This window comes from Streptomyces sp. NPDC033966 (genome assembly GCF_055575955.1).
This window is the reverse complement of record NZ_JBVIRQ010000005.1, coordinates 568,443-581,098: the sequence shown is the minus strand read 5'-3', so window position 1 is coordinate 581,098 and position 12,656 is coordinate 568,443. Positions and strand designations below refer to the sequence as shown.

General features: G+C 72.7%; 13 protein-coding genes and 1 tRNA gene. All 14 read right to left on the bottom strand.

The features are described from left to right. Positions 1-44: 44 nt before the first annotated feature. Positions 45-578 carry a SigE family RNA polymerase sigma factor gene (locus tag ACZ518_RS17930; protein WP_469113965.1) on the bottom strand — a complete coding sequence of 178 codons (534 nt, stop codon included), beginning with the start codon at positions 576-578 and terminating at the stop codon, positions 45-47. A 134-nt stretch (positions 579-712) separates the two neighbouring features. Next, positions 713-1,879: a lipid-transfer protein gene (locus ACZ518_RS17925; RefSeq protein ID WP_469113964.1), complete on the bottom strand. Its 1,167-nt coding sequence runs from the start codon at positions 1,877-1,879 to the stop codon at positions 713-715. Next, entirely contained in the window at positions 1,876-2,265 is a 390-nt protein-coding gene (locus ACZ518_RS17920; RefSeq protein WP_385760762.1) for a MaoC family dehydratase, read from the bottom strand. The genes ACZ518_RS17925 and ACZ518_RS17920 overlap by 4 nt, the downstream gene beginning before the upstream one ends. Continuing rightward, a complete protein-coding gene (locus tag ACZ518_RS17915; RefSeq protein WP_469113963.1) occupies positions 2,262-3,308 on the bottom strand; it encodes an acyl-CoA dehydrogenase family protein in 1,047 nt (348 codons plus the stop codon). The genes ACZ518_RS17920 and ACZ518_RS17915 overlap by 4 nt, the downstream gene beginning before the upstream one ends. Before the next feature lies 1 nt (position 3,309). Continuing rightward, the gene (locus ACZ518_RS17910; protein ID WP_469113962.1) at positions 3,310-4,251 is read right to left on the bottom strand and encodes a bifunctional MaoC family dehydratase N-terminal/OB-fold nucleic acid binding domain-containing protein; all 942 of its coding nucleotides are present in this window, start codon (positions 4,249-4,251) and stop codon (positions 3,310-3,312) included. Then, complete coding sequence (locus ACZ518_RS17905; RefSeq protein WP_469113961.1) at positions 4,248-5,399, bottom strand: acyl-CoA dehydrogenase family protein; 1,152 nt, start codon at positions 5,397-5,399, stop codon at positions 4,248-4,250. The genes ACZ518_RS17910 and ACZ518_RS17905 overlap by 4 nt, the downstream gene beginning before the upstream one ends. A 179-nt stretch (positions 5,400-5,578) precedes the next feature. Continuing rightward, entirely contained in the window at positions 5,579-5,890 is a 312-nt protein-coding gene (locus ACZ518_RS17900) for a hypothetical protein (RefSeq protein WP_469113960.1), read from the bottom strand. 510 nt (positions 5,891-6,400) lie between these two features. Continuing rightward, positions 6,401-6,799, bottom strand: a complete 399-nt coding sequence (locus ACZ518_RS17895) for a DUF6344 domain-containing protein (RefSeq protein ID WP_469113959.1) — start codon at positions 6,797-6,799, stop codon at positions 6,401-6,403. Between the two features lie 233 nt (positions 6,800-7,032). Next, positions 7,033-7,120, bottom strand: a tRNA-Ser gene (locus ACZ518_RS17890). Positions 7,121-7,180: 60 nt separating this feature from the next. Then, entirely contained in the window at positions 7,181-8,128 is a 948-nt protein-coding gene (locus tag ACZ518_RS17885) for a trypsin-like serine peptidase (protein ID WP_469113958.1), read from the bottom strand. Positions 8,129-8,317: 189 nt separating this feature from the next. Then, a complete protein-coding gene (locus tag ACZ518_RS17880; RefSeq protein WP_469113957.1) occupies positions 8,318-9,364 on the bottom strand; it encodes a YeiH family protein in 1,047 nt (348 codons plus the stop codon). After that, positions 9,364-9,912 carry a cysteine dioxygenase family protein gene (locus ACZ518_RS17875; RefSeq protein ID WP_469113956.1) on the bottom strand — a complete coding sequence of 183 codons (549 nt, stop codon included), beginning with the start codon at positions 9,910-9,912 and terminating at the stop codon, positions 9,364-9,366. Before ACZ518_RS17875 ends, ACZ518_RS17880 begins: the two co-directional genes overlap by 1 nt. A gap of 99 nt (positions 9,913-10,011) precedes the next feature. Continuing rightward, the gene (locus tag ACZ518_RS17870) at positions 10,012-10,917 is read right to left on the bottom strand and encodes a LysR family transcriptional regulator (RefSeq protein ID WP_469113955.1); all 906 of its coding nucleotides are present in this window, start codon (positions 10,915-10,917) and stop codon (positions 10,012-10,014) included. 126 nt (positions 10,918-11,043) lie between these two features. Then, positions 11,044-12,630, bottom strand: a complete 1,587-nt coding sequence (locus tag ACZ518_RS17865; RefSeq protein WP_469113954.1) for a S1C family serine protease — start codon at positions 12,628-12,630, stop codon at positions 11,044-11,046. Positions 12,631-12,656: the final 26 nt, after the last annotated feature.

The window sequence follows — 12,656 nt, the reverse complement described above, 5'->3', positions numbered from 1 at the left end:
CGTGAAACACGTCGGCCGCCACCGGAGCGGCTACCGGCCGCCGTTCAGCGCACCGGGGTGAGCTCGGGGTCCTCGCGCAGCTTGACCAGCGCCCGGGAAACGGCGCTCTTGACCGTGCCGACCGAGACTCCGAGCAGCTCGGCGGTCTGCGCCTCGCTCATGTCCTCGTAGTAGCGCAGGACGACCATGGCCCGCTGCCGGTCGGGCAGCCGGGTGACCGCGCGCCACATCGCGTCGCGCAGCGCCTGAGCTTCCGCGGGGTCCGTTCCCGCCGGGGTCTCGCTCTCCGGGATCTCGTCGCAGACGAACTCGTCGACCTTGCGCTTGCGCCACTGGGAGGTGCGGGTGTTGACCAGGGCCCGCCGGACGTAGCCGTCGAGGGCCCGGTGGTCCTCGATCCGGTCCCAGGCGACGTAGGTCTTCGCCAGGGCCGTCTGGAGCAGGTCCTCGGCGTCACAGGGGTTGGCGGTCAGGGAGCGCGCGGTGCGCAGGAGGACGGTGCCACGGGTCCGCACGTACGCCGAGAACGACGGGTACTGCGTCGGGTTCGAGGCGAGCGTGCACACTGGCGTGGTCATGGCTCCACGCTAGAAGCGGCGCGCCCTTCTGGGATCGGCCCCAGGTGCTGGAGCCGGATCCCTCTCAGGTTGTACGGCCGGGCCGCGCCGCACCTCCTGAAGGTGGAGGACGCGGCCGGCGACTGGGACCGGGGTCAGAGCCCGGCCCCCAGGACCAGGCCGGAGGTCGGCACCCCCGTACCGGCCGTGACCAGGACGTGTTCCGCCCCCGGAAGCTGGTTGACGGAAGTGCCGCGCACCTGGCGGACGGCTTCGGCGATGCCGTTCATGCCGTGCAGGTAGGCCTCCCCCAGCTGGCCCCCGTGGGTGTTGAGGGGGAGCGCGCCGGCCGCCGTGAAGTCCGCGGCCTCCCCCGGGCCGCAGAAGCCGAACGCCTCCAGTTGCATGAGGACGTAGGGGGTGAAGTGGTCGTAGAGGATGCCCACGCCGATGTCCGAGGGCCGCAGGCCGCTCGTGCGCCACAGCTGGCGGGCGACCACGTCCATCTCCGGCAGTCCGGTGAGGTCGTCCCGGTAGAAGGAGGTCATCGCCTCCTGACGGCGGCCGGCGCCCTGCGCGGCAGCGGTGATCACGGCGGGCTTCTGCCGCAGGTCCCGGGCCCGCTCGGCCGTGGTGACGACGAGGGCCTGGCCGCCGTCGGTCTCCTGGCAGCAGTCCAGCAGCCGCAGCGGCTCGACGATCCAGCGCGAGGCGGCGTGGTCGGCGAGGGTGACGGGCTTGCCGTGGAAGTACGCGGCGGGGTTGTTCGCGGCGTACTTCCGGCCGGTGACGGCGACGTGGCCGAAGGCCTCGGGGGTCAGGTTGTAGGTGTGCAGGTAGCGCTGGGCGGCCATGGCCACCCAGGACGCGGGCGTGAGCAGGCCCCAGGGCAGGGACCAGCCGAGGGCGGCGCCCTCCGCGGAGGGTTCGCGCTGCTGGACTCCGGAGCCGAACCGGCGGCCGGAGCGTTCGTTGAAGGCCCGGTAGCAGACCACGACCTCGGCCACCCCGGTGGCGACGGCGAGAGCGGCCTGCTGGACGGTGGCGCAGGCCGCGCCGCCGCCGTAGTGGATGCGGGAGAAGAAGGACAGCTCCCCGATGCCGGCCGCCTGGGCCACGGTGATCTCGGGGCTGGTGTCCATGGTGAAGGTGACCATGCCGTCGACGTCGGCGGGGCTGAGTCCGGCGTCGTCGAGGGCGGCGTGCACGGCCTCGACGGCGAGCTTCAGCTCGCTGCGGCCGGAGTCCTTGGAGAACTCGGTCGCGCCGATGCCGACGATGGCGGCCCGGCCGCCGAGGCCGTCGCGGGTGTGGACGCTCATGCGGCGGCCCCCAGGGTGACGGTCACGGTGCCCGTGACGTGGTGGCCGATGCGATTGGCTCCGACGACCCTGATCTCGGCGGTGTCCCCGTCGACGGCGGTGACCGTCCCCGTGAGGGTCATCGTGTCGCCCGGGTAGTTCGGGGCGCCGAGGCGGATCGCGACCTTGCGCAGGACCGCGCGGGGGCCCAGGTGGTCGGTGATGTAGCGGCCGACCAGGCCGTTGGTGGTCAGGATGTTCATGAAGACGTCCGGGGAGCCCTTCGCGCGGGCGAGCTCCGCGTCGTGGTGCACGTCCTGGTAGTCGCGGGAGGCGATCGCCCCCGCCACGATCAGGGTGCGGGTGACCGGGATCTCCAGCGGCGGCAGCGCGTCGCCGACGTTCATGCGTGTTCCCCCTCTTCTTCCCCCTCGGATATGAGGGCTCCCAGCTCGGCCAGCAGCTCGCTGCCGCAGCCCAGGTAGGCGTCCAGCTGGCGTCCCCACAGGAAGTGCCGGTGGACGGGGTGGTCCAGGTCGGCGCCCATCCCGCCGTGCAGGTGCTGGCCCGCGTGGACGACCCGCTTGCCGGCCTCGGAGGCCCACCAGGCCGCCGTGAGCGCATGGTCGCGGGCCGGGAGGCCCTCGTCGACGCGCCAGGCCGCCTCGTACGCGGTGACCCGGATCGCCTCCGTGTCCATGTAGGCGTCGGCCGCGCGGAGCATGACGCCCTGGTTCGTGGACAGCGGACGGCCGAACTGCTCGCGGGTGGAGGTGTACTCCACGGCCCGGGCCAGCGATCCCGCGCAGACCCCCGCCTGGAGTCCGGCGAAGGCGGTGCGGGCGGCGCCGAGCACCTGGTCGTGGGCGTCCGGGCCGCCGAGCCGCTCCGCCCGCGCCCCGTCCAGGGTGAGGCTCCCCGCCGCCCAGGGTGCGGTGGTCTCCACCGGCCGGACGCCGGCCCCGGGCGCGTCCGTCCGTACGAGCCACAGGGCGCGGCCTGTGTCGGGGACCAGGACGTGCGTGGCGTCGCGCAGCCAGGGCACGGCGGGGGCGGTGCCGGTGAGGCGGCCGTCGGGCGTGGCGGTGAACCGGCCGCGCTCGGGGAAGGCGCCGGTGGCCACGGCCTCGCCGGAGCCGAGGGCGGGCAGCAGTCGGGCGCGTTGCTCGGGGCTGCCGTGCGCGGCCACCGGCAGGACGCCGTACGCGCAGGTGGCGGCGTACGGGACCTGCGCGGTGGTGCGGCCCTGCTCCTCCAGCAGCAGGACCAGGCCGAGCAGGCCGACGTCCTCGACGGCGGCGGTCAGCCCGGCGGAGGTCAGGGCCTTCCAGAGCTCGGCGTCACTGCCGGTTCCGGCGGCGGCGAGCCGTTCGTGGGTGGCCAGGTCGCGGAAGATCCTCGCGGCGAGACCGGCCGCGGCGGCCTGTTCCTCAGTGGGGCGGAAGTCCATGTCAGCCCGCCTCCCCTCGGAAGACGGGGAGTTCGAGGGTGTCGTCGACGCGCAGGAACTCCAGCCGGACGGGCATGCCGATGCGGACCTTGTCGTAGGGGACTCCGGTGATGTTGCTGATGATCCGTACGCCCTCGGCCAGCTCGACCAGGGCCACGGCGTAGGGACCCCCCGGGGCGGCGGGACGCTCGTGCGCCGTGAAGGCGGGGAAGGGCGGGTGGTGCATGACGACGTACGAGAAGACCGTGCCGGCGCCGCTCGCCTCGACGGTGTCCCAGTCGGGGGAGGAGCAGGCGTTGCAGCCGGGCAGCCAGGGGAAGCGCGGGGTCGCGCAGGCCGTGCAGCGCTGGATCAGCAGTCTGTGCTCGCGGACCCCGTCCCAGAAGCCCTGGTTGTCGCGGTTGATCACCGGGCGGGGGCGGGGCGGGGCCGGGGGACGGCTCTCGGGCCGGGCGGCGGGAGCGTACTTCAGGATGCGGAAGCGGTGGGTTCCGGCGAGTTCGCCGTTCGCCCGGACGTCCATGCGGGTCGTGACGAAGTGCCCGGTGCCCAGCTTGGTCGTCTTGCGCGGCGAGACCGACTCGATCACGGCGTCGAAGCTCACCCGGTCGCCGGGGCGCAGCGGCCGCAGGTACTCCTGCTCGCAGTCGGTGGCGACCACGGAGGTGCAGCCCGCGCCGTCGAGGAGCTCGAACAGCTCGTCGTAGGCGGAGGAACGGTCGGTGTGGCCGGAGAGGCCGCCCATCGTCCAGGCCTGGAGCATGGTGGGCGGGGCGATGGCGTCCGGTCCGGTGTAGGCGGGGTTGGTGTCGCCCATCGCCTCGCACCAGTGGCGGATCATCGGCTCGTTGACCGCGTCCTTGGCCCGGCCCGCGGTGGCGGCGGGCCGCCCCTCGAAGGCCTTGAGCCTCTCGTGGAACGGGTCGCTCTCCCCGGCGGTCATCGCTTCCTCCCCTTCATTCCGAGCCGCATCATGGCGACGATCTCCCGTTGGACCTCGCTGACCCCGCCGCCGAAGGTGTTGATCTGGGCCGCCCGGTTCATCCGCTCCAGCTCACCGCCGGCGAAGGCGTCCGGACCGCGTACGAGGGCCGCCTCGCCCACCGCTTCCTGGCAGATCCGGTAGACCTCGACGGTGGACTCGGTGCCGAGGAACTTCACCCCGCTGGCGTCGCCGGGGGCCAGGGTGTCCGCTCCCACGTCCTGGACGAGGCGCCAGTTGAGGAGGCGTACGGCGGCCAGCCGGGCGTGGGCCTCGGCGAGCCGGGAGCGCACCCACGGCTGGTCGGCCGGGCGCTCGCCGGTGACGGGGTCGGGGGTGCGGGCGTGGCGCAGGGCGCGCTCGTAGAAGTCCTCGGCCTGCATGCCGATGGCGGCGAGGGCGACGCGTTCGTGGTTGAGCTGGTTGGTGATCAGGCCCCAGCCGCCGTGTTCGGGGCCGACGAGGTTGCCCTCGGGGACCCGGATGGCGTCGTAGTACGTCGCGGTGGTGGTGAGGCCGCCGACGGTGTCGATCGGGGTCCAGGCGAAGCCGGGGCTGTCGGTGGGCACCAGGATGATCGATATGCCCTTGTGCTTGGGGGCCTGCGGGTCGGTGCGGCAGGCCAGCCAGATCCAGTCGGCGTTCTGGGCGTTCGAGGTGAAGATCTTCTGTCCGTCGATCACCCAGTCCCCGCCGTCGCGGACGGCCCTGGTGCGCAGCGAGGCCAGGTCGGTACCGGCCTCGGGCTCCGAGTAGCCGATGGCGAAGACGATCTCGCCGCGGAGGATCCGGGGCAGGAAGTGGTCCTTCTGCCGCTGGGTGCCGTACTTCATGAGGGTGGGGCCGACGGTGTTGAGGGTGACCATGGAGACGGGGGCGCCGGCCCGGTAGGCCTCGTCGAAGAAGACGAACTGGTCGTCGGGGCCCCGGCCCTGGCCGCCGTACTCGACGGGCCAGCCGAGGCCGAGCAGGCCGTCGGTGCCGATCCGGCGCAGCAGTGCGCGCTGGGCGGCCGGGCCCTGGGGGACCCCGTCGGGGAGCAGGTTCCGGAAGTACTCGCGCAGTTCGGCGCGCAGTCGCGCCTGGCCTTCGGACGGGGCGAGGTGCACGGCGCTGGCCTCCCGGCATCACATCGGACGAGTGAAACTGACTGTCCGTCAGATTCACTGTGGATGTCAAGGTCGGAAGGGCGGGCGCCCGACACGCGGAAGGGCGCCCGTACTACCGGACCCCAGCCGGTCCGGTCGTACGGGCGCCCTCAACGGTCAAGCGGCTCCGGGGGCGCCGTCTACCACCAGGGGAAGAAGTTCACCGCGGCGTTGGAGTTGGCCTGGTGGATCGCCGTGTACGCGGAGCCGTTGACCTGCGCGGTGTTGTTCTGGTTCGACGCTCCGGAGCCGGTGGCCACCTGCTGCGAGGTGGAGGAGTTGCCGCTGTTGCCTCCGCCCACACCGCTGCCGACGATGCTCGCGACGCTCGCATTCGATCCGTCGTTCGCGAAGGAGCCGTTGTCGGCCGTGGCCACCCCGCCGAAGACGGCGACGGCGAGGGGGAGCGAGGCGATGGCGGCGATGACGCGGGCGGTACGGATGCTTGCCATGTCTGATTTTCCTCCAGGAAACCGAAGTCGGGTGTAATCCAAGGCAGTTGGCCGACCGCCTCGGACGTTCGTGCTGCTGACGACGTCGCGAGACCAGAGTTGCCCACCGAATCCCCGGCGAACCACCCCGCAGCCTGCTATTCCCCCGCAAGCATGACCAACTGCGGATAAACCCTGTTCACGCCCCTGCCGCCCCACGCGGCGCACCCGCATCGCGCGAAGTCTTACGCGCGCAAGAGGCGAATCGTTCCGCCAAACCGGCCCGCCCCGGACATGCCGAAAGGGGCCGCGCCGTCCGGGAACCCCGCCGTCTCCCGGCCCTGCGGCCCTGCCGTACCAAGCTTCACGCCCCCTGCACGCCCCGCACGAACGCCGGTGCGACCCCCTGTGCCCCATCCCCGGGGGCACTGCGCGGCGCGCCTGCGCCGCATCCTGCCGTTCCTGCTGCTGCCGCTACTGCCCTACTGCCCTGCTGCCCTGCTGCCCCTACGGCCCCTGCTCGGGGTCCCGCTAAGCGGCGAGGGCGAGCCGGTCCTGATCCGCGCCGGGGGCGCGGGACTCGGCGGCGAAGGCCGCAGCAGGGGCGAGGGGCGCGCTGAGGGCGAAGGCCGCATCGGGGGCGAGGGCCGCGGCGGTGGTCGAGCGCCGGACGGACGGGGCCTTGCCGTGGGCCTCGGCCCGGATCCGCTGCTTGATCGTCGGCGGGAGCGAACCGCCCCGCATCACCGCCCGCCAGGTCCGCCGCGCCACCACGGCCGGCCGCCGACGCACCGCGGGAGCCACCGGGGCGGCAACCGCCTCACCCGCGGCCACCGGGGCCGCCTTCCCACCGAGACCGAGGGCGGCCAGGAGCGCCACGAGCGCGGCCAGGACGGTGGTCCAGATCGAGGTGATGCTGCGGTGGGTCATGACGGGCCCCTCATTTCGCGATGTTCCGACGGGCGGATCTGCATACATTCGTCATGATGCGACCGCAACCGCACAGCCCTCTCAACGCGCGCCGATCTTCCGACAAACACCACTCGAAAGGCCCAGGACCCCTCTCCCCGGCCCCGGTGCCAACGGGCCGCCGGCCCGAACCCACGAAGAAGGGGCGCCCCGGAATCGGGGCGCCCCTTCTGGTCAGCGCATGCGCTGAGGTGTGGCGGTGGGTGTGGGATTTGAACCCACGGTGACTCGCGCCACGACGGTTTTCAAGACCGTTCCCTTAGGCCGCTCGGGCAACCCACCTGGCCGGTACAGAGTACCGGGATGTCGGGGTGGGTGGGGTTGGAGTTTCGGTCGGCCGGGTCAGGAGGTCTGGGCCTTGTCGTAGGCCGCCTTGGCCTCGTTGCCGAAGTAGGGGCCGAACATCGTGTTGGGCAGGAAGTTGTAGCCGAAGCTGTTCACCGAGACCTGGGTACCGAGTCCCGTGGACTCGTTGAAGTCCTGGAACCAGGGGCCGCCGCTGGAGCCGCCCGTCATGTTGCAGGCCATGCTGTGGTCCTTGGTCAGCAGGAAGTCCTTGCCCGTGTTGGCGCTGCAGTAGACGAGCTTGGTGCCGTCGTAAGGAGCTGCCGCGGGGAAGCCGAAGGAGTACATCCGCTTGTTGTAGCCGCCGTTGAACAGGATGCCCTGGGCGCCGACGACCTGGCTGAGCTTCTGGCCGTTCAGCGGGGCGACGACGGCGAGCCCCACGTCCATGTTCATGTCCTCGCTCGCCGCCCACTGGTCGGTGGCGAAGGTCTTGACCGCCGACCACTGGCCGTGGGGGGCGTTGCCGTTGTCGTACGCCGGCACGAAGATCCAGTTGGTGTGCCAGGCGCCCTGGTACTTCACGCAGTGGCCGGCCGTGATGACGGTGCTGCCGTTCTGGCTGGTGACGGAGTCGCCCGAGCAGGAGGCCGTGCGGCCCTGGAAGGTGAAGAACACCCGGCCCGAGGTCCTCACCACGGCCCCGCCGCCCGACCAGGCGCCGCCCGCCTGCGGGAACGCCATGACGGACGTGGGGGAGGTCGGGGGCACCCGGGTGGGCAGGGCCGTCTTCGCGGGCGCCGTACGCGCGCCGCCCGGGGTCGCCTCCAGGTCGAGCGGGGTGGCCTGGCGCATCCGCTCCGCGGTCCAGAAGCCGGGGGTCTGCCCGGGCCGGAACGAGGAGGGCGACTCGGCCGCCGCCGAAGGGGAGGCCGCCGTCAGGGCTCCCGCGAGCAGGGCGCCCGCGGCCAGGAGGACGGATACCGCCGTGCGATGACGATTCACGCAGGACTCCTTCTGCCGTGCCCGTGCCGGAGAGACCCGGGCAGGGGTGGGGGTGAAGAGCTGTCGGTGCGGATCGGCTGTTCGGCTTGCGGGGGCAGAGTCGCACGGGGGCCCGGAGATGTCAGGGGGCAGTCCGGACGTTCGGTCGGTTCCGGCCAGGAAATGGCCAACTCGCCTTGGGTCCCACCGTCATGTGGTCACGAGGACGCCCGCGTAGGAGACCCCGGCCACCACCACCCAGGCGCCGAGCCCGAGCAGTGCGGCGCGCCCGCCGGTGCGGGCCAGGGTCGGCAGGTGGACCGCACTGCCCAGCCCGAACAGGGCAGCCGCCAGCAGGGCTTCCTGCGCCGTGTGCCCCCAGTCCAGCACGACGCCGGGCAGCAGGCCGGTGGCGCGCAGGGCGGCCGCCGCCAGGAACCCAGCGACGAACAGCGGCACCGGAGCCGGACGCCGCCCCGAGGAGGTGCGTACGCCGCGCCGCCGGGCCCGCATCGAGAAGGCCACCGCCGCCACCAAGGGGGCCAGCAGGGCCACCCGCATCAGCTTGACCAGCACCGCCTCGCCCAGCGCCCCGGGGCCCGCGGTCTGGGCCGTCGCCACCACCTGGCCCACGTCGTGGACGCTCGCCCCCACCCACCGCCCGAAGGCCGGATCAGAGAGCCCCAACGGGTCCTGGAGGAGCGGGAGTACCGCGATGGCCAGGGTCCCGCACAGGGTGACCAGCGCCACCGAGGCGGCCACGTCCTCCTCGTCGCTGCCGGAGACCTCGCTCACCGCGCCGATGGCCGAGGCCCCGCAGATCGAGTACCCGGTGGCGATCAGCAGGGGCTGGTCCCCCGGGAGGCCGAGGCGGCGGCCCAGCCAGACCGTGCCGAAGAAGGTGGCCGCGACCACGGCGCACACCATCGCCACCGTCGCCCAGCCGAGGCGGAGCACCTGGTCCAGCCCGAGGCCGAGGCCCAGCAGGACGATGCCGATCCGCATCAGCCGCCGCCCGGCCAGCGACAGGCCCGGACGGGCCGGTCCGCGTACGACGGTCCGTACGCCCGGAAGGTGGGCCACGGCGATCCCGAGCACCACCGAGGCGGTCAGCATCGGCACGCCGGGCACCAGCCGGTGCACGCCCCATGCCACCAGCGCGCCGGCGGCAGCCATCCCCAACCCGGGCCAGGGGGTGGGTGTTTCACGTGAAACATGGAGGACCGCCTCGCCCTGGGGGCGGTGGAGGAGGGCCATCAGTCGACGGGGAGCGTGTAGACGCGGCGGATGCTGCTGCCCAGGCGGGAGACGTCGGCCCCGTAGACGTGGATCGATATCGCCTTGCCGGTACAGGAGTTGCGCACCTTGTGGATGTCTCCCGGCGGCGCGAAACCGCAGACCTCGCCCTGGGCGTTGACCACGTCCTCGGTGGCCACCAGACGGGCGGCGTCAGGGCCCGGGGCGAGCCGGTAGCGGCGCTCGCTCTCCTCGCCCTGGTGCACGCCGGCCACGCACCACGAGACGTGGTCGTGGATGCAGGTCTCCTGGCCGGGCATCCAGACCAGGGCCACGACCGAGAAGCTGCCGTCGGGCTCCGCGTGCAGGATGTGCTGCCGGTAGTGCTCCGGGTCGCCCTCCTGCTGCTCCGCGGTCAGCAGGTCGGCCGTGCCCAGGTGCGGGGCGAGCCGTTCGCCGACCAGGTAGGAGGTCAGGTCGGGGGCCAGGCCCCGGTCCACGACGCTGCGGATCTCGGTGACGAGGGCGGCCATCCTCGTGGTCGTACGGGCCGGCGTGGTGGTGGTCATACAAGCAGCGTCGGTCGGCGCATCCATCACGTCCAACGACAGTTGTGACCTGAAATCCCAAGCGGCGCTTATGGATGGAGGATCCCTGGAGTCGTCGGATCAGCAGCCGACGCGGTTCGACGCGACCTTCTTCAGCTCGTCCAGCACCACCGCCGTCGCCGGGATCCGCAGATGGTCCCGGTAGACGTACGCGGCGATGTGGCGGCGGGCGGCGGGCTCCAGCACCCGCCCGCAGACCCGGCTCAGGGAGAGCGAGGGCAGCACCAGCGCGGGCATCATCGCCACGCCCAGACCCTGCGCGACCAGGCTCTGCACCACCAGGTTGTCGTCGGTCGCGAAGCGGATGTCGGGTACGAAGCCCAGTTCCGCGCACTCGTGCAGCAGGTTGGCCCGGCAGCGCGGACAACCCGCGATCCACCGCTCCTCGGCGAGGTCGGCGAGGTGCACGGCCCGCCGCCGGGCCAGCGGATGGCCGGTCGGCAGCAGCACCGTGAGCTGGTCCTCCAGCAGTCTGACCTCGGCGACTTCCTCCGGGATCTCCTCGTGCAGACCCGGGTAGGTGAAGGCGAGGGTGATGTCGCACTCGCCGCGCTGGAGCCTGCGCAGGGACTCCGGGGGCTCGCCCTCCAGCAGCTCGACCTGGACTCCGGGGTGATCCTTGGCCAGGCCGCTGAGGGCTTCCGGGACGAGCGTGACATTGGCGCTGGGGAATCCGCAGACCCGTACGCGCCCGGTGCGCAGCCGCGTGTACGCCTTCAGCTGGGCCTCGGCGGCGGAGAGGCTGCCGAGGATGGACTCGGCGTGCCGGGCCAGCGACTCACCGGCCTCGGTGAGCTTCATACGGCGGCCGACCCGGGTGAACAGCGGGGTGCCGACGGCGCGTTCGAGCGCCTTCATCTGCTGGGTGATCGCCGGCTGGGTGTAGCCCAGGACGCGGGCGGCCGCCGAGTACGAGCCCGCTGCGACCACTTCATGGAATGTCCGTATGTGCCGTGAATCGAACACGAGCGAAGCATAAGCAGATATTGGGAGGGGCCGTAGGCGGAATCCCGCCCACGGCCCCTCCCATCAAGCCACTGTCGAGCGCCTGTTCACCACTGCGCCCACGGACCGTTCGCGGTCCGGCCGCGGCTACTTGTCGCCGACGCGCGAGCCGAGCGTGATGTCGACCGTGGTCGGCTTGCCCGCGCGCAGGTAGGTCAGCTTCACGGTTTCGCCCGGCTTGTACGTCCAGATCAGGCTGATCAGGGTCGGGCCGCTGTCGACCTGCTTGCCGCCGAACTCGGTGATGATGTCGCCGGGCTTGAGGCCGGCCTTGCCGGCCGGGCCGTTGGGGTCGACCAGCTCGTTGGCGGGGGCTCCTTGCTCGGAGATCTTGGCGCCGTCCGCCTTGGCCTGCAGGTCCACCGAGACGGAGATCACCGGGTAGACCGGCTTGCCCGTCTTGATCAGGGACTCCGCGACGTTCTTGGCCTGGTTGATCGGGATGGCGAAGCCGAGGCCGATGGAGCCGGCCTGACCGCCGCCGCCGAAGCCGCCGCCTCCGCCCGCGGACTGGATGGCCGAGTTGATGCCGATGACCGCGCCTCGGCCGTCGATCAGCGGCCCGCCGGAGTTGCCCGGGTTGATGGAGGCGTCCGTCTGCAGGGCGCTCATGTACGAGTTCTTGCCGCCGGAGCCGTCGCCGGAGGCCACCGGGCGGTTCTTGGCGCTCACGATGCCGGTGGTGACGGTGTTGGACAGGCCGAAGGGGGCGCCGATCGCGATGGTCGGGTCGCCGACCGCGACCTTGTCGGAGTCACCCAGCGGCAGCGGCTTGAGGCCGGAGGGCGGGTTCTTCAGCTTGATCACGGCGACGTCGTAGCCCTGGGCCCGGCCCATGACCTCGGCCTCGTACTTCTTGCCGTCGGAGAAGGTCGCGGAGAGCTTGCCGCCGTTCGCGGCGGAGGCCACCACGTGGTTGTTGGTGAGGATGTGGCCCTCTTGGTCGTAGACGAAGCCGGTGCCGGTGCCGCCCTCGCCGTCGCCGGCCGAGGCCTCGATGGTGACGACGCTGGGCAGGGCGTTCGCGGCGAGGCCCGCGACGGAGCCGGCGTCGCGCTTGAGGTCCTTGGGGGTGTTGCCCGCGGTGATGGTGGTGGAGCCGAAGCCGCCGCCGCTGTTGCGCTCGGCCGCCCAGTAGCCGACGCCTCCGCCGACGCCGCCCGCGAGGAGGGCCGCCACCAGGACGGCCGCGACCATGCCGCCCTTGCCCTTCGGCTTGGGCGGCGGGGTGCCGTCGGTGGTGAGGGGGGCGCCCCAGGCGCCACCGCCGTGGCCGCCCTGGCCGCCGTACGCGGGGACCGCGGGCGGCGGCGGGGGCCATGCCTCGGCGCCGTACGCCGTCTGCCCGGCCGGGTGCTGGGCCGGGTTCTGGGCGTGGGCCTGCGTCTGGTCGTAGCCGTAGGCCGGGTGCGCGGCGGGCGGCGCCGCCGGGGCGGGGGGCAGCTGCTGGGTCTGCTCGGCTCCCGGCGCGGGAGCCGGGGTCTGGGCCGGCGCGGGAGCCGGGGTCTGGGCCGGCGCGGCCGGCGCGGCCGGCGCGTACCCCTGATCCGCCGGCGCCCCGGCGGGCGCGGCCGGGGCCTTCGCCAGGTCGGGGGTGGACGCGGCCGGCGCGGGGGGTACGGACGGGGCCGCGGGGGGCGTCGGGGCCGCGGTGCCCTCGTTCTCGGTGCTCACAGCGCTCTCTCCTCGTCACACACGCT